Origin of the sequence: Phaeospirillum tilakii, from assembly GCF_042683125.1 — a bacterium.
GTDB classification, from domain to species: Bacteria; Pseudomonadota; Alphaproteobacteria; order Rhodospirillales; family Magnetospirillaceae; genus Phaeospirillum; species Phaeospirillum tilakii.
Map to the genome: position 1 here is coordinate 1 of NZ_JBHUIY010000041.1, position 17231 is coordinate 17231.

The following is a 17231-nucleotide window of genomic DNA, read 5'->3' on the forward strand; positions in this document are numbered from 1 at the left end:
TGACATAATCGCTGAGGGTGTGGATCCGCACCGCCGGCTTGCGGATCGCGAAGCACGGGCCCAACGCGACCGGCGGCAACAGGCCTTCGAACCGTTCTCCGCTGGCGCCGTCATCGCGAGCGGGCAGCTCGGCGCTGACCACCGGATTGCCGGGATGGATCTCGGCCCTGACATGGCTGGCGACGAGGCGGATGATCCGCTCCACCTCGGCCGGAGCGAGACGCACGCCGGTATCGACCCGCCCCTCCCCCAGCCGGTCGAGCCGCAGCGCCCCATCGGGATTGACCATCACCTCGATCACCAGCGGATCGACCAGGGCGGCGGCGATCGCCGGCCCCATCGCGGTGCGCAACATGGCGCGGCGGCGGTCGCGGGATTCCGGATTGGTCATGACGGCTCTCCCTCCTGATCGCCCGACAGGGTGCGGCGGCGGGCGGCGATCTGCCGGCCGACCTGATCGATGAATTTCTGGAAGCGCTCCTGGCCGACGGCGCGGGCCGCCTTGTCCGGCTCGGGCAATGGGGCGGAGACGGTCAGTTGGTAGCGGACGAACAGCGCCAGGCTTTCCAACAGCACTTGGCCGTCGCGCTCGATGCGGTCGAGCTGATCGCTGATGCGGTGGAGACGCAGGCCGAAACGCTCGTCGAGTTCCTGACTGCCGCGGCGATTGAGCCAGGCGGCCAATGCGTCGGCGAGAATGGTCGATTTCGACACCCCCGGTTTGGCGGCGAGCGTTTCCAGCCGGGCGCTGAGGTCCGGGTCGAGGAACAATTGATGGCGGATCCTGGTGCGCTTCATCCTCGCCTCCCTCAGAAGCTCGGCAGCAGATCGTCGCCCGGCCCGGCGCCATCGCGGCCTTCGTTGATGGCGTGGGCGCGAACCACCGTGCCGAGGCCACGCAAGCGGTCCATCGCCCGCTGATCGGCCAGCAGATCGGACTCGTCGTCGATGGGATCGGGCTCGGGATCGGAATGCGCCGCCACCACGAAACCCTCCTCGGGCAGGCCGGGATGGCGCTGCTGCTGGACGCCGCCTTCATCCTCGAAACCGAGCGCGGACTCCTCGGCGGTGGCGAGGCGGACATGCGGGCCGCGCACCAACCCGCTCCAATCGTCGGGACGGGCCGCTGGCCGGTCGGAGTAACCGTGCTCGGCCAGTTCCGGCGCGGGCAGCACCCGCGCCGAGAAATTGCGGTCCTGGTAATAGCGCAGCTTCTTGGCCCGGATCGGGGCGAGGCCGGAGACCAACACCAGTTCGTCGGCGGGCGGCAATTGCATCACCTCGCCCGGAGTCAGCAGCGGCCGCGCCGTCTCCTGCCGGCTGACCATGACGTGACTGAGCCATGGCGCCAGCCGGTGGCCGGCATAGTTGCGCTGGGCACGCAATTCGGTGGCGGTGCCGAGCGCGTCGGAAATCCGCTTGGCAGTGCGCTCGTCGTTGCTGGAGAAGGCGATCCGGACATGGCAATTGTCGAGGATCGCGTTGTTCTCGCCGTAGGCCTTGGAAATCTGGTTGAGGCTCTGGGCGATCAGATAGGCGCGGATGCCGTAGCCAGCCATGAAGGCCAGCGCGGTCTCGAAGAAATCGAGCCGCCCCAGCGCCGGGAACTCGTCGAGCATCATCAGCAGGGCGTGCTTGCGCCGCTTGGCCGGATCACCCTCCAGCCGCTCGGTGAGGCGGCGGCCGATCTGATTGAGCACCAACCGGACCAGCGGCTTGGTCCGCGAGATGTCCGACGGCGGGATCACCAGATAGAGCGACACCGGACGCTCGGCATCGACCAGATCGGCGATCCGCCAGTCGCAGGCGACGGTGGTCGCGGCGACCACCGGATCGCGGTAGAGGCCGAGGAACGACATCGCGGTCGACAGCACACCGGAGCGCTCGTTCTCGCTCTTGTTCAAGACCTCGCGCGCCGCCGATGCGACCACCGGATGGACCTGGGGCACGTCGGGGGTGCCGAGATGGTTGGTCGCCATCATCCGGCTCAGGGTCTGAACGAAGCTGCGGCGGGGATCGGACAGGAAGGTGGCGACCCGGGCCAGGGTCTTCTCCTCCTCGGCATACAGCACATGGAGGATCGCGCCGACCAGCAGGGAATGGCTGGTCTTCTCCCAGTGGCTGCGCCGCTCCAGCGCGCCCTCGGGATCGACCAGGATGTCGGCGATGTTCTGGACGTCGCGGACCTCGTCGGGACCCTTGCGGACTTCCAGCAACGGGTTGTAACGGGCGGAACGGGGATCAGTCGGATTGAACAGCAGGCAATGCGAGAACCGCCCCCGCCAGCCGGCGGTGAGCTGCCAGTTCTCGCCCTTGATGTCGTGGATCACCGCCGAGCCGGTCCAGGACAGCAGGGTCGGCACCACCAGCCCGACGCCCTTGCCCGACCGGGTCGGCGCGAAGGCCATCACATGCTCGGGACCGTCATGACGGAGATAGCGGTTACCCAACCGGCCGAGGAACACCCCGGCCGAGCGGAACAGCCCGGCCCGCTCCACTTCCCGGGCGGTCGCCCAGCGTGACGAGCCGTAGGTGGTGACCAGCCGGCTCTGCCGCGCCCGCCACAGCGAACCGGCGATCGCGGCGGCGCAGCCCATGAAACCGCTGGCCCCGGCCAGCATCCCCGCCTTGTCGAAGATGTGCGGCGCATAGGCCTCGTAGGCATACCACCAGGGGAACAGCTGCCAGGGGCGATAGACCGGGGTGCCGAACAGCACCAGCCAGGGCGGGCCGAGTTGGGGCTGATAGCCCAGCATCGCCGCCGCCCATTGGGTCGCCGACCACACCCCGAACAGGGTGATGGCGAAAACGGCCAGGATCTGGCCGATCAGCAGCTTGGTGGGGGTCATCGCGGCCTGTCCCGAACCAGCCCGGCACGGTTGCCGGGCGCTCGAGATAAGGGTCAGGCAGAACCCTGGAATTGAAAATCACATTTAGCTACGATGATTTACGCTTGAGCCCCTGGGGCGAAGCGGGCAGGTTAAGCGAGAATGGGGGATAGGTTGATTACGTCGAGGTCATGCCATTTAAAATTGGGCCGATTTCGGAAGTAGTTGCGGCTATATTCAAATTCACCCACCCCACCACAAATCTTATACATGACTAAAAGCAATCTATGGCAGAATTATGCGATCTTGTTGCAATATCTTAAATCGGCGCCATCGGCGACGAGATCAGATGCACAAGCCGAATGTTTGAAAAATATTTTTTTACACACAGCGCTTTGATTTTGGCCCTAAGAAACGCGATGGTAGACTACGCATGATGCTGAAGCGATAATTACGCCTGCTAGTTCAGTGGCAAGGACTGTCGTCCCGGTGGGGAGATTGGAATGAGGTTCGTCGTCAAGTTCAGGTCGGGCGAATCGCCGACTACCAATCGTTACCCGCATGCAGTGCTCGTCCAGGATAACTGGGATGATTATGGCTACAAGACCACCTTCCACGTGACGCTGCACATATCGGCAGACGAAAGCTATGATCTGGGCAGCATCAAGATCATCGAGGCGGGTCGAACCAGCGGCTACACCGAAATGCCCAGGCAGCCCTTTGAGGAACTGCCCGCAGGCCATGCCTCGCTGGGTTCTGACCTCGATTATTATGAGACCATATACAAACTAGGGCGCAGCGTCTTCGAACCGTACTTCAGAGGTCTTCGAGATGTCGCGTTTGACGAAGAAATAAAGGCCAACGTCGAAGACAGCGAGGCCTATCGGGTCTCGCTGCTGCGCTTTGGCGGTGCCGAACGGACAATCGATGACGCCTCACGATTATTGCGGGCCCCTACCCTGCCGACGAAACGGCGAAGTGCAGGTTTCAAGGTCAAGTTCAAGACGCGGGTAGCGCGACACTCTAACTCCTTCACCATCGACTTCGATTTTCGGCGGCGAGCTCGGCTACCGAACCGCATCAACGCCCTGATCGGCTACAACGGAACAGGCAAGACCCGGCTACTCTCGAACCTCGCAATTGTAGCAAGTGGATACGGCTATGGCAGTAAAGAGGACGTTCTGGACAATGCGGCGGGGCGTTTCATCGGCACTGCGCCGCCATTCAAAACCGTGGTCGTGGTGTCCTACAGTGCGTTCGACACCTTTGTCATTCCAGGGCGCACCGAGGAGGAGAAGAAGAGGCTCAACGAGAGCGGAGAAATCTTTGGATACGTTTATTGTGGTCTTCGCGAGCGATCAGATGATGACGCGCCGAACGGTGAGCAGGCCTATCGGCTCCGCACCCCGGCGGAGATCGAGGCGGAGTTCTTGTCGGCGCTAGAGCGCGTTCGCAAAGCCGACCGCCTAGTCAACCTGCTGGAGGTCTTAAAGCCGCTCCTGCACGACCCATCGTTCCAACGAATCGGATTGACCCAGCTCTACGCCAATCGCGACAATGACGAGCTCGGCGAGCTTTTTCGCGGACTGAGCAGTGGTCACAAGGTGGTACTCAAGATCGTCACCGAACTCACGGCGCACATCTCGGGATCAGAGCCGACGCTGGTTCTCATAGATGAGCCCGAAACCCACCTTCATCCGCCGTTGCTCGCCGCGTTTCTCAAGAGCGTGCGGGCGTGTCTTGAAGCCTTCGACGGCTATGCGATCATCGCCACCCACTCGCCGGTGGTCCTCCAAGAAACGCCCGCGAAATATGTCCAGGTGCTGCGCCGAGCGGCCGATCAAAATCGGGTCGTGGCGCCGAGCGTGGAGACGTTCGCGGAAAGCATCGGCGTCATCACACAGGAGGTCTTCAATCTCGGCGACGGTTCGACCGATTGGCACGAGACGCTAAGCGCGCTGGCGCGTCGAAACACGCTTGAGGAGATCGAGGAAGCATTCGGTCGCAAGCTGGGCTTCGCGGCGCGCTCCTATGTTCTGAGCATTCGCGATGAGATCGAGGAGTAGCTGATGCGCTCGATCCCGCTGCTCGCCATTGACGCGACGAACGTATTCGATGAGATCGCCGCAGCCAAGCACCAACCGCGGCGGAGACTGATGCAGTCCGCGCGCGCGGAGGTCCTTGCCGCCTATCAGGGCTATGAGGATGCCGTTCCAGAAGTCGGCGGGCTGGATGAAGCGCCGCTAACCGACCCGCAAAAGGAGGCGATGCGACACGCGTTCACCGTGGAGACCCAGCCGATGACGGCGCTCCGTGGCGATCTCTTGAAGAGGATCAGTGTGGCGCGGTGCCCGTTCTGCGGGATCAACGAGTCCTCGACGCTCGATCATTATCTGCCAAAGGAGCAGTACCCGGAGTTCTCGGTATTCCCGAAGAATCTCGTGCCGAGCTGCGCGGTCTGCAACACGCGCAAGCGGGACCGCATTCTGGACGAAGGGACGAACGTGCGAATTTTCCTGCACCCCTGTTACGACGTGATCCCAGACATGGCGTTTCTGACAGTCCGCGCACGCATGGAGGCAGATGCGCTGGTCCTATCCTATCGGCTAACCCGACCGGCTGGGATGCCGCTGCAGACGTTCCAGCATCTTCGATCGCACTTCAACGAACTGGAGCTTGCCGATCGCTATCGGCGGATGGGGCTGGAGCATTTGGGATGCCAGTATCCCGCGCTGCGTCGCGTTTATGGTGTGGCTGGAGATGCCGAGCGCGTGGCGGTGAAGCTGCTTGAGGAAGCGGAGGACTTCGAGGAGGTGTCAGGTCAGAACTACTGGCTCGCCAAGCTCTATCGAGCGCTGGCCGGCAACTCCGACTTCTGTGACGGCGGTTTCGAGGCCGTTCGGCCTCAGCCTCATTAAACACCTGCGCCTTTCCCGCACACAAGCTAGGCGCGACCGACATCCGCTTCCGGAAGGCCCCCGACAACAGCGTGATCGGCCGACATGAGGCGCAGAACTGCCGTCCGGCCCAGGCGATGTCGGCTTTTCCAAGATTTACCATTACGACACGCTCGGCCCGCCGCGCTGGCGGCCGAAGCTCCAGGAAATGTCGTCGCCGCGCAGGATGCCGGAAACCTGCTTGCCGAGATGGGGATCGAGTACCGAACGCCACGGCACCAGGGTGAACTCGCGGCTTTTCTCGATCAGCGCAGCCTTGTCGGCGGCGAGATCGACGGCGCGACGATAGACGCCCTCGACCGACTGGCCGGGTTTGGTCTCAACGAAGGCGAGACCGAGTTCGTCGGAAAGCTGGCCGGCGACACGGAGCAGTTCGCGCCGGCGCAGCACGTCGAGCAGGTCGGCACGGAACAGGACACGGTCCTGGTCGGCGCGGGCCAGCCCCTGCTCGACCAGAGCCTGCCGCCGCTGGGCCAGTGCGTCACGCGCCTCGCGGCCGAAGCCGGCATCGCGCAACGGCTCGGGCGTGGCAGCGACCAGTTCGCGGTCGAGCCAGGTCGGACCATCGGCGGCAATCTGACGGTCCAACGGCAGCGCCGACAGGGTTCGCACCACCACCGGAGCATCCTGGGCCTGCCGCCGCTCGAACGCCGCTGCCCGGTCGAGATGATCGGGGGCGATGATCCAGGTGCCGTCGGCCTCGCGCGTCACCCCACCGGTCAGCCGCCGCATCGCCTCCAGCCGCCGGACATGGGTTTCGGCGAAAGCCTCGCTGGCGGTCGGGTCATGGCGCAGATGGATATCGATGCCGTATCGCCCTCCGTGCGCCGCCGCGATGTCGGCGATGGTGCGATCGGCGGGACGGGGCTCGACCGGTCGGGGATCGAGCCGCAGGATTGCCCCGTCGGGAATGGGCGCGATGGCATCGCCTTTGCCGATCTCGACATAATGGGTGCGGCCGTCGACCGCATCGACGATCAGGTAATGGCGGTCGCCGAGCTCATCGGCCAGACCGCGCGCCACCAGCCGGCCGATGATCGGTCGCGTCGGTGGCGCCGCCGGATCATGCAGGACGAGATCGGCAGCGGAGCGAGCCAGCCCCTTGGCCGTCATCTCGCGGCTCATCGTCTTGAGGATGTCACCACGCTCGCCCATCCGGCGCAGGGTGGTCTCGAGGTCATCGGCGAGGCGCCATTGCCCCGGCGCGACCTCGTCGGCCAGACCGAGCCGCTTCAGCTTTTGCAGACGACCGGCGCGCAGACTCTGCTGGAAGACATCCCTGTCGGTGGACCAGACCAGCCGGTCGGCATCGACCTCGCGAAGCAGGCGACGATCGATAGAGGTCAGGCGCTCCTGTTCGATGTCGTGCCGCAGCCGGTTCTCGATCTCCAGATCGGACCGGGGGCCAAGGTCGAGGGTCACCAGGTCGGAGGCCCGCTCGCGCAGACCGGTGGTGATGTACTCCCGGGCGATCACCAGATCCAGGCCCCGGTCGTCGCGGCCCCGGACGAGGATATGGCTGTGCGGATGGCCGGTGTTGTAATGATCGACAGCAACCCAATCGAGCCGGGTGCCGAGATCCTGTTCCATCTGCGCCATCAACCGACGGGTCAGTGGCTTCAGATCATCGTACTGGTCGCCGTCCTCGGGAGCGACGATGAAACGGAACTGGTGGCGGTCGCCTTCGGCGCGGTCGAGGAAGGTGCGGCCGTCGGTGCGGTCCTGCTCGGCGCCATAGAGCTGCCCAGGGGCGCCATCGCGGGTCACGCCATCCCGCTGGATATAACGCAGATGGGCCTTCGCCCCGGCGATGCCCTTCCCCGCCAGTTTGACGATGCGGGATTTGACGACGACGCGGCGGCTGCGAAAGGCGGCATGGCGATCGCGCGACGACAGCATCCGGCCGATGCCGGCACCGCGCCCGATCTGGCCGCCGTGAAACTTTGACGTCCGAGCGCCCGGACTCGGCCCACCGGCACGGTTGGCCGCCGCCAGAACCTGATGCAGAAATTTGCGGCCGCGCGTTCCGCCCTCGGCCCGGATCTTGCCGAGCTTCGGCTTGAAATCGTCATCCTGGCCCATGGTCGTCTCTCCTGCGACTATATAAGAATCAAGGTGTTGGCTGGGTGCCGTCTCGCGACCATCCGGGGCTATCTCGTAAAATAACGATGTGCAGACAATGACTTGGCGTCTCGACGAGACAGCCCTTTAATCTTGCCTTCCCTCAAACCCTGGTTCCCCCTGTCCCATCTGCGCTGTCCTACGCTCTCTTCTCCGGGCCGAGACTCGGACCAAGGGCCGGCAAACCGGCCCGGCGAGGGTCACCCCCCGTCGTCCAGGAACGCCTGTTCGGCGTCCTCGAAGCGATCGAAATGACGCTCGGTCAGCAGCGCCCGGACGCGCCGATCGGCGTCAACGAGGCAGGTCGCAACGATGTAACGGCTGCGGAAATAGCCGATGATGCGGACGATTTCGGCGTCGAAATCCTCGTCCTCGAAGCCGTCCCAGGCCCCGAGATTGCGTTCGGCGAAGCGGCTGTCCCAGGCGAAATCGGCGGCTTCCGCGGCGATGATGTCGGCGACGACATCGGCGCCGAATTCCTCGACCAGCGCCGGAAAACGATCGAATTCGGCGTGCGGATGAACGAATGTCTGCGACATGGCACCCTCCTGAAAGGATGTCCTCCTGAGCGAGGACACCTCCCGGGAGCAGCCGGAGACGGGGCGGTCAGGGACGCCGCAGGCGCCGCGCAGCGGGGCGTGGGGGAGCCAAAATGCACCCGCATTTTGGGGGGACCACGCCTCCTTGACCGGTGCGTCGCCCTGGCTGGTAGAATCAAAAGGCCGAGACGAGGCCCCGCCTCCGCAGGAGGCTCCGCTGGTCATTTCCCACCCCCGGCCGCCTGACCGAGCGGCACGAACAGATCGCCCGGCGACGGCCACAGCGTCCCCGATGAACGCGTCAGCCGGATCGATGGTGCGGGCTGGGACGAGGCGGACACGGACATCCCGGTCAGGTAATGCCGGGTCTCGGCCGGCAAGGGTCGGCCACGCAGACTCTGCTCGTAGCGCCCCGGCCCGGCATTGTAGGCGGCGAACATCCCGGTCGGACCGAAGCGGTCGAGCATCGCCCGCAGATAGGCGGTCCCGGCCAGGATGTTGTCGCGCGGATCGGCCGGATCGGGGCCCAAACCGTGGGCCTCGCGCATCTCGCGGTAGGTGTCGGGCATCAGTTGCATCAGCCCGATCGCCCCGGCCGGCGAGGTGATCGGACGTCCAGCGCGCTCGGGCTGACCGCCGCTTTCCGCCCGGATCACCGAGCGAATCCAGGGCTCGGGAATGGCAAACCGGCGCGACGCCTCGGCGATGGTCTCGGCCCAGGGGAGTTCGGCGCCCAGGGCGATTCCGGCCATTTTGACGGCCAGAACGACGATCAGCGGGACGATTATTCGGTCCATAGCGACACCAATCGGCCGAGGATCGCTCCGCGCGGAAGCGGCCCGAAATAGCGTCCGTCGAACGAGTCCGCGACCGGGCTGAGCGGCAGAAACTGCGCCGCGTCGAGGCGATGGCAGCCGCTCCAGCCCGGCAGGGACCGGCCCAGATGATCCTGGCGGAGACGCAGGACGACCGGCCGACCGTTGACGGAAACCGTGTCCCCGTCGGCGCAGATCAGATCGCCGGGGACCGCCCCGACCGGTTTCACCAGCGGCACGGTGTCCGGCAGATAGCCCCGCTCCGCCGCCAGCCGGCGCAGCGGGTCGGGCAGCCGGATCAGCACCAGCGCACCGCGCCGGAGCGGATCGGCATGGCTCACCCGATAGAGCCCGATCGGGACACTGGCGGTATTGTTCCACACCAACCCGGGCGCCGCTCGGCCGAGCTCGGCGAGGCCGAGGCAGACGAGCCCGGCCAAGGCCAGGGCGAGGATGCGACGCGGGCGGGATCGCCCGCGCCGGCGCCCCCCGATCCGAAACAGCCGGGGGCCGATCATCGCCGTGCCCCCCGGATTTCGGCCTCGGCGGTCGAGGCCTGACCGCGCCCGCGCGACCAATCGTCAAGGTCGTCGATGTGGTAACGGACATAACGGCCGTGCTTGCGAAAGCGCGGTCCGTCGCCGGTGGTGCGCATTTTTTCCAGCGTCCGCCGCGACAGGCCGACATAAAACGCGGCCTGATCGGTGTTGAGGAACGGGCTGCCTTTGCGGGCGTTGGCGGCCCGCTGGATCTCGTCGTCCATCGCGTTTCTCCTGGTCTGAGCCGAGGCGGCGACGGCGCAGGTCGCCGGCCTCGGGGCCAGGATGGACGGGATAAGACGGTCGGCGGGACGCTCGAAAACCGGCCCCCCCGGTTTTCGATCCCCTCGCCACAACACCGGAAAAGCCCCGCCACGACGATCCGCGGCGGGGCTGTTGGGGGGCTTACCGGTCGCGCGGCTCCCACAGGGCGATGTGGGTGATGCCCTCGTCGGTGGGGCGTTCGAGCTTGACCAGCCGGGCCCGGACCCAGTTCGGACCGAATTCGGGTGCGCCGATCTTGAGGTTCAGATAGGTCTCGCCACTCGACTTGGCGACTTGGCTCCAGGCGGCGCCGACCTCGTAGCGCTGGCCGGCATAGACCCGGTGGTCGGGGGCGTGCTCGGAGACTTTCTCGGTCGGAACGATGGTCAGCGCCGCAGTGATGTTGAGGGTCTTGAGGGTGCCGGTGAAGCTGCCGTCGTCGAGCTTGGTGAAGGTGCCGAGGGTGATGGCCATGATCGTTCTCCTTGCCGGTGTGTCGCAGGACCGCCCTTGCGATGGCTCGCGCCAGGAGACCGCCAGCCGCCCCCGCCCACCGCGCCCTGGCGCGGCCGGACCGCAGGGGAGGACCGGGGAGACGGGAGAATTTGCAGCGCAGCGGCCGCGAGGAGGCCGGCGTGCCGGCCGGGGAAATTCTTCCGGCGGACCGGTTGGACGGGGGCGGCGCGGGATCCAGCGCTGGGAGAGACATGCAAGGGACGGCCTTGCGCAGACCGGAGCCGAGGAGACAATGGCCCCGTCGCCAACGCCTTCATCCCAGGCATGATGGAGGGAAACCGGCATCCGGGACCCGGGGCAACCGCCCGCCTTGACATTCCGGCCGAGAGTCGCAGCGACCGCCCGAGCCCCCCTGTCGTCATGGGCAGTGCGGGGACAAAGACGCTGGGACAGGATGATCATGAACCAGGCGAGCCGTCTGATCCGCGCTGTTGGCGCGCCGAGAATCGAGCCGTGGGGACGACCCGGGCATCAGAAACGAACGCCAGATGAGGGGGAAATCCTTCGCCACAGGGAGCGAAACCGGCACCGATATGCCCCCATCATCCCCCGCGAATCGGCGTGGCGGATCAGTCTGGACTCGACACCTCGATCGAAATCACGGCCGGATGAGAAGATGGAAATACCGTCCAGCTTTGGCCACCAGCAGGCTGTTTCTGCGTCAGGGATTGAAGCCCGAAGGGACGAGACGCCCCAAGGCGGCTCGGTTTACGAAAGCCCGGCGCGCGGGGACTCCCCGCGCGAACGCCATCATTTTTATGGGCGAACCGCGCCCTGTACGCCGGAGGAAAAATAGGGAATTTTGGCAAGTTTGGAGAATTAATTTTTAATAAAAAACGAAAAAATTAAAACACCCATCCTATTCCGCATTTTGAATGCGTCAAAATTATCTACACAATAAAAATTTTATTCACTAAAAATCCCTCCTGCAATTTGTGGAACGGCATCGGCATCGATCCGGTTCGCCGCCCAGGCCATGCAGAGAAGCGGCTCGTCAAGATAACAGTCGTACTTCTCGACCTGCTTGGTTTCGACCGCACGCGCCAAGGCGATGGGATTCGGCGGCGACATTCGGGCGAGATCTTGAAGGGCACTGCGGATGCTCTCTGGCGATGCCGTCACCTCGATGACGACGTCCCAGGCTGCCGCCTTGAAGCCTCGGGCACGTAGCGCCAGAGCTAGGCTGTCGCGTTTGATGGTTCCCACCCAAGGGAACAACAGGGTGGAATTGCCGTGCGGGATCATCCGAACACGATCAAGGGCCCAATCACGCCAAGCAGCCCTCCCTTCTGCCAAAAGGGCGCGACCGTTAGCATCGAGAAACGGGGGAACATCCGAACTGGCATAGACCTGGAAAATCTCGGCAACCAGTCGGTCGTGCAGAAGACCGGCCTCTCCTCCGGCGAAATGTGGCGGGATACCGCCCGGAGCAGGCGCGACCTCGAGGACCTTGTCGGCGGCATGGACCGCCAGGACCACCCAGCGCCGCCCGGCGAAGATGATCATCATTTCCGGAGCCAAAGGCGAATCGACAGGTAAGACGCCCAACTGCCGGCTGCCAGACATTACCCGGAACTCCTCCGGGGTTTCGAAGACCGAATAGAAGCTGTAATGTTCGACAAGTCGCTCCCCGGCCTTGCCCAGCATCAGCAGGCCATCGGGAGATTGCTCGATCAATCCGCGCTCTGGACATCCCAGGCTACGGAGCAGATCGGCGAAGAGGGACTTGTTAACCTTGCGGAACGGTCCCGCCTGACAGAGGATGGCGTAGGCATGAGCGGCTTTGATGCCGCCGTGCTGCGCGATCACGGACAGAACCTGATGGGCGAGCGTGGACAGGTGAAGGGCCAACGGCGTGGGCGGCTCGCACCAACCATCAATCAGCAGCCGGAGCGCCGCCACCGTCTGCACTGTCTTCAGCCGCAGCATATCGAGGGGATGGCTGCGGGCGGTAAGCTCGGGTTCCTCGATATAGAGACGGAGCACCGCAGGCTTGCCCGGCCGACGACCGGAACGTCCGAGGCGCTGGCGCAAGGCCGCGATGGAGCGCGGCGCACCGATTTGGGCGACGCTCTCGACGTCACCGATGTCGATGCCAAGTTCAAGCGTTGTCGTGCAGACCACCGACGTTGGCATCGCACCGTCTTTCAATCGGGTCTCGACCGTTTCGCGCAGATCCTTGGACAGGCTGCCATGGTGAGGAAAAAACTCGTTGGGCAGGCACTGCCCCTCGCACAAAGAACGCAGAGCATCAGCATAAAGCTCAACATATTGCCGCGACCCAGTAAATATCAAATTATGGCTACCGCGAAGCTTAGAGAACATATGAGCGGCGATATCGTGGCGGGCGCTGGCGGGTTCATTGCCTTCATTTTGAAATGGAATACGCGAAATATAGCCGCGCACTTGGACCCGAAGTTCACGGTTGTCCGCCTTGCTCTCCAGGCGCACCACCGCCCCTCCAGCGCCGGGACGCAAACACTCGGCCGCAAGACCGAGGTCGCCCAACGTCGCCGACAGTCCGACACGAACCACCCGCCGGTCCAGAGCCACCTCAAGCCGGGCCAGCAGCGATTGCATCTGCACGCCACGCTCGGTTCCGATGAAGGCGTGAAGTTCATCGATCACCACATAACGCAGCGCGGCGAACAGGCGGGGCATGTCAGCCCCCCGGCGGACGAACAACGCTTCGAGCGATTCCGGGGTGATCAGTACGATCCCCGCCGGCCGCTCCCGGACCCTCCGCTTAACCGCGGCAGAAACGTCACCGTGCCAGGGGGTCACCGGGATCTCGGTGATCTCGCACAGACGCTCCAAACGGCGGAACTGATCATTGATCAGGGCCTTCAACGGACTGACATACAGTGCCTGGATTCCAGACTCTTCATCCTCGGCGATGGCCGAGACGATGGGGAGAAACGCAGCCTCGGTTTTCCCCCCCGCCGTCGCGGCGCTGATCAGGAGATCCCGGTCGCCGTCCAGAAGAATCGGGATGGCGGCCTCCTGGATATCGCGCAACTCCGTCCATTGCTGTTCCCAGATCCAACGGCGAACGGAAGGATGCAACCGATCGAAGGCTGCCGAATCAGAGTCTGAAGGATGAGAGCTCGTCGTCGTCTCCATCATCGGCAAGAGCCCCCTGATCGGGTTCGGCCTGGTCGGCGACCACATCGACACTTCCCAGCAAGGCCCCCCAGGTGGCTCCTGGATTCTGCTCCAGAACCGAGAGCAGGTTGACGAAGGCTTTGACGGTATTGCGCGGCGTCCGGAAATAGGCGTCGCCGATCCGCTGCGAGCAATGCTGCATGAAGGCAGACATCGCCTCATCGGGGACAAGGTGCCGGGCCGGGTCGCCCCCGGCGAACACATTCCTGATGTTAGCCAACAAGATATACAGATCCTCTGGCGTAAGGGATTGCAGCCGTACAACCGGTCCCGACAGGTCGATCAGACCATTCCGGGCAAAGGCGTTCTCAGCCAGCCGCGACTGCAATGCCTGATAACTGTAGAGCCCGCGACGCGTATCCATCAGGAATTCCGGTGTGCCGCCCATGACAAATCCCAGCCCACAGGCCGACCCCTGAAGTACGTCGTTGAAGATGCGCAGAATCTGTTCGTAATTGGCGTTACGCGCCTGGGAATTCTGAAGCTTGTAAAGGTTGACCATCTCGTCCAGCACCACCAGGACGCCTTTGTAGCCGGATAACCTGACGAACTGCGCTATCAGCTTAAGGTAGTCGTAGATGGCGGCGTCGTCGATGATGGTCCGCACCACTCCCAGGGCGTTGCGGGCGTCGGTGCGAGTGGCCCATTCTCCCCTCAACCAACGAAGCGCCGCCGATTTCGTCTCCTCGTCTCCTGCTTCGGACGCATGCCAATAGGCGATGATCACAGCGGCGAAATCATAGCCAGAAACCTGCTCCTCCAAAGGTGCGAGCCGCTCACGAAGGACGTCCACTACCCTCCGGCCTGAGGCCGTTGCGTCGTCATGTGACTTGCTGATGAAGCGCTCGACGACGCTGGGCAGGGCCCCGCCGTCGGACCTGGTCCTCGTGGAGAGATTACGCATCAACTCGCCATAGAGCGAGCGGGCCTGCCCCCCAGTGGCGTGAAGACGGCGGTCGGGGCCGAGATCGGCATTGACCACCACCAACCCTTTTTCAAGGGCGATCAATCGGACCAGATTGAGAAAGAAGGTCTTACCGGCTCCGTATTCGCCGACCACCACCCGGATGGCCGCACCGGTGTCGGCGATACGCTCGACGTCCTTGACCAAGGCCTCAACCTCACGAGCCCGGCCGACCTGGATGTGGCGAAGCCCAAGCCTGGGCACCACACCGGCGTTGAGCGCCTGAATGATGGCGTCGCGATCCTTTGTTTTGATGGGCTGGTTCATGGTTGCGCTGCACTCGCGGTTTCAAGGAGAGACAGGTTGATGGTGATAGGATCGTCGTCCTCAATGAACGCTTCATCGAAGCGGGTGAATGACCATTCGTTGAGGTTTTCCAACGCTCCGTCAGGCATCAGCTCCATCTGACGACACAGCCCCTCGAACTCGGACCGGGGCCATGAGCTACGGGAGATCAACTCGCGCAGCAGAGCCTCGTGGCGCCGATCGAGGCCGTCGAAAACACTCGCGTCATCCGCCGCATCCTTATCAGAAGCCGCCAGAACAATCGACCCGACCTCCTCGACAAAAATGTCGGAAAGCAAAGACGATACTTTGGCAGTGTCGGACCGGATGCGTTCGATCCGCGCCATATCGAGAACCACCGGCTGGGTGGCGTCGACATCCGTCTCTGTCGGGCGCGGAATCGTCCGTCCGATCGGGACCGCCCCGGCGGAGCGAACCACGACCGGCTCGTCCGCCTGCACCTCAAGGGCATGAAGGTCGCTGAACAACCGGCTCGGCTCCAATTCAAGGACAGTGTAAATCCGTTCCAGCAATTTGACCTCTTCCACCGCCACATGGCCATCTGCACCGGCAACGGCGATCGCGAAACGGGCAAGGTCTAGGCGTTGCTGTTCCGACGCCCTCACTAACCGAGGCTTTAACTGGGCCATAGACGGGGGCACCGCCAGCAGCCAACGGGCCAGGGCTTCCAGCCGTGCCCGCTCGATCGGGGCCAGATGGGTAGTGCTCTCAGCCTGGGCCAGCAAATAACGCTCCTCCTCGGCTGTCACGACCTTGTCCGCATGGATAACCAAAGCGGACAAAGACAGAACCAGTGCCGCAACAGAATAAGCCTCCCCCGGCATCGCTTGCGGCGATCGCCCCCCAGGCAAGGGAAAAACCACCACAGGCTCACCCGGTTTCGCCGTCCTCCCTCCGAAGCGGACGTCAGGCTCGACGCCGTAGCCCAGCCGCTCGAGCGACTCGGCCATCTGGCGCGCCGTCGCTTTGCCCAATTTCCCTTCGGCAAGAGCAAGCCCCAGGCGAGAGAGCAGTTCGGTTACTGGCACAGGCATCTGCAATGACCCCAGCCAGTCGCGAACGGCGGCTACCTCACCTTTGGCATCGGCCAGAAGTTCGACCGGCAACAATAGTCTGGCGCGCAGACTCTGCCGAGAGTCCGCCTCTTTGCCCAGCAGGCGGCTGAAAGCTTCCAGATCGGACATACAGGATTCTGCGATGGCCATGGCCTTGTTGATCGGCCCGGTCAGAGTCGAAACGTTCGGCCATGCCTCGAACGCGCCTCCCAGTTCGGCCGTGAAATCACCGGAACTCGCCCGGTAGGGGATCTTGCCGATCCGCCCTTTCGGCGGTTTGACCTTCAAACCCGAAGGGTAGGCCGCAGCGAAGCGAACTGTGAACAAGCGGCGAAACTCTTCGAACGCTCGGCGAGCCGGTGTGCGGAGACGGGTTTCAGGATGAGCCAACAGCCAAGCCAACAGCCAATCGGCGTCCAACGGGGTTCCGTCGTTGACCCGAGCCCCCAGCCCGATCAGAAGGCGAGGCGACAGCCCGAAGACCGGCTCCGCACTGATCTGTGGCTTGTCATCAATTTTGGGGTTCTGCAGCAGATCGACGGCCTCAAGAAAGTCAGCGCTGTAGCGTCGGAACGAATTATTGCCGCTATAAATTTGCTGCAGACGACTAACTTCTGCGACGACAAGCTCAACTTCTGATGATGTCCGGTCATAAAGAAGCCGTCGTTCGAGCCCATAAAAATAAAGAAAGACATAGCCGATATTGGCGTTTGGATCCTTCCGTCCACCCGCCAGCCAGAGCAGATAGGCTAATCGGGATTCGGGTGAAATGGTCGAGTAGGATGGCCAGTAACTCATGAACTGGCCGGAAAGATCAGGGTTGGTCCGCGCCACCGGCAGCGCCGGATCAATCACGCATTTGGGCGCATTCCAGGTGGAACCGACCGGCTTGCCAACATAGAGCAGGCCATCCGGAATGGTAAAACCGGCAACATCATACGACTGCCCGGCCGGAATCCACCGCATGGGGCGGTCCTTAGCTCCCCCTCCGCTGGATGGATGATCTATTTGGCGTGTTGGGACACGGGATCGGATTAAGGTCGGCTGGTGAGGTTCAGGCGCTTTCCGTATCGATGTTTCCGCCTTTTTTTTATCGGTTCCATTGGACCGGATCCGGGAAAAAAGCTTCACAAGGCCCAGCCAGAATCCTACCGCCATCACC

14 protein-coding genes are annotated in these 17231 nt (G+C 63.6%); 2 read left to right on the plus strand and 12 right to left on the minus strand.

The annotated features are described in order from the left end of the window. The 3 genes from ACFSNB_RS15820 to ACFSNB_RS15830 form a co-directional block, all read right to left on the minus strand. Positions 1 to 391 (minus strand): P-loop NTPase family protein (locus ACFSNB_RS15820; RefSeq protein WP_465264573.1); only part of this gene is annotated, 391 nt, incomplete at its 3' end. After that, positions 388 to 798: a CopG family transcriptional regulator gene (locus ACFSNB_RS15825; RefSeq protein ID WP_377318307.1), complete on the minus strand. Its 411-nt coding sequence runs from the start codon at positions 796 to 798 to the stop codon at positions 388 to 390. The genes ACFSNB_RS15825 and ACFSNB_RS15820, both read right to left, overlap by 4 nt. An 11-nt stretch (positions 799 to 809) precedes the next feature. Then, entirely contained in the window at positions 810 to 2849 is a 2040-nt protein-coding gene (locus tag ACFSNB_RS15830; protein ID WP_377318309.1) for a conjugal transfer protein TraG, read from the minus strand. A 482-nt stretch (positions 2850 to 3331) separates the two neighbouring features. Here ACFSNB_RS15830 and ACFSNB_RS15835 point away from each other — a divergent pair, with 482 nt between their 5' ends. Then, complete coding sequence (locus tag ACFSNB_RS15835; RefSeq protein WP_377318311.1) at positions 3332 to 4894, plus strand: AAA family ATPase; 1563 nt, start codon at positions 3332 to 3334, stop codon at positions 4892 to 4894. A 3-nt stretch (positions 4895 to 4897) separates the two neighbouring features. Continuing rightward, the gene (locus ACFSNB_RS15840; RefSeq protein ID WP_377318313.1) at positions 4898 to 5746 is read left to right on the plus strand and encodes an HNH endonuclease; all 849 of its coding nucleotides are present in this window, start codon (positions 4898 to 4900) and stop codon (positions 5744 to 5746) included. A gap of 141 nt (positions 5747 to 5887) precedes the next feature. On the opposite strand, the gene rlxS is transcribed toward ACFSNB_RS15840, so the two are convergent. The 9 genes from rlxS to ACFSNB_RS15885 all read right to left on the minus strand — a co-directional run bounded on the left by rlxS (position 5888) and on the right by ACFSNB_RS15885 (position 17035). Beyond that, on the minus strand, positions 5888 to 7867 hold the full coding sequence (gene rlxS / locus ACFSNB_RS15845) for a relaxase/mobilization nuclease RlxS (protein ID WP_377318315.1): 1980 nt from the start codon (positions 7865 to 7867) through the stop codon (positions 5888 to 5890). A gap of 239 nt (positions 7868 to 8106) precedes the next feature. Further along, entirely contained in the window at positions 8107 to 8445 is a 339-nt protein-coding gene (locus tag ACFSNB_RS15850) for a hypothetical protein (protein ID WP_377318317.1), read from the minus strand. Between the two features lie 221 nt (positions 8446 to 8666). Continuing rightward, on the minus strand, positions 8667 to 9242 hold the full coding sequence (locus ACFSNB_RS15855) for a lytic transglycosylase domain-containing protein (protein ID WP_377318319.1): 576 nt from the start codon (positions 9240 to 9242) through the stop codon (positions 8667 to 8669). Then, complete coding sequence (locus tag ACFSNB_RS15860) at positions 9230 to 9778, minus strand: S26 family signal peptidase (RefSeq protein ID WP_377318321.1); 549 nt, start codon at positions 9776 to 9778, stop codon at positions 9230 to 9232. Before ACFSNB_RS15860 ends, ACFSNB_RS15855 begins: the two co-directional genes overlap by 13 nt. After that, the gene (locus tag ACFSNB_RS15865) at positions 9775 to 10023 is read right to left on the minus strand and encodes a helix-turn-helix transcriptional regulator (protein WP_377318323.1); all 249 of its coding nucleotides are present in this window, start codon (positions 10021 to 10023) and stop codon (positions 9775 to 9777) included. Before ACFSNB_RS15865 ends, ACFSNB_RS15860 begins: the two co-directional genes overlap by 4 nt. A 181-nt stretch (positions 10024 to 10204) precedes the next feature. Further along, complete coding sequence (locus ACFSNB_RS15870) at positions 10205 to 10537, minus strand: DUF736 domain-containing protein (RefSeq protein WP_002729966.1); 333 nt, start codon at positions 10535 to 10537, stop codon at positions 10205 to 10207. Between the two features lie 948 nt (positions 10538 to 11485). Then, the gene (locus ACFSNB_RS15875; protein WP_377318325.1) at positions 11486 to 13705 is read right to left on the minus strand and encodes a DEAD/DEAH box helicase; all 2220 of its coding nucleotides are present in this window, start codon (positions 13703 to 13705) and stop codon (positions 11486 to 11488) included. Further along, a complete protein-coding gene (locus tag ACFSNB_RS15880; protein ID WP_377318327.1) occupies positions 13665 to 14975 on the minus strand; it encodes an ATP-binding protein in 1311 nt (436 codons plus the stop codon). The genes ACFSNB_RS15875 and ACFSNB_RS15880 overlap by 41 nt, the downstream gene beginning before the upstream one ends. After that, positions 14972 to 17035, minus strand: a complete 2064-nt coding sequence (locus ACFSNB_RS15885; protein ID WP_377318329.1) for a tellurite resistance TerB family protein — start codon at positions 17033 to 17035, stop codon at positions 14972 to 14974. Before ACFSNB_RS15885 ends, ACFSNB_RS15880 begins: the two co-directional genes overlap by 4 nt. Positions 17036 to 17231 lie beyond the last annotated feature (196 nt).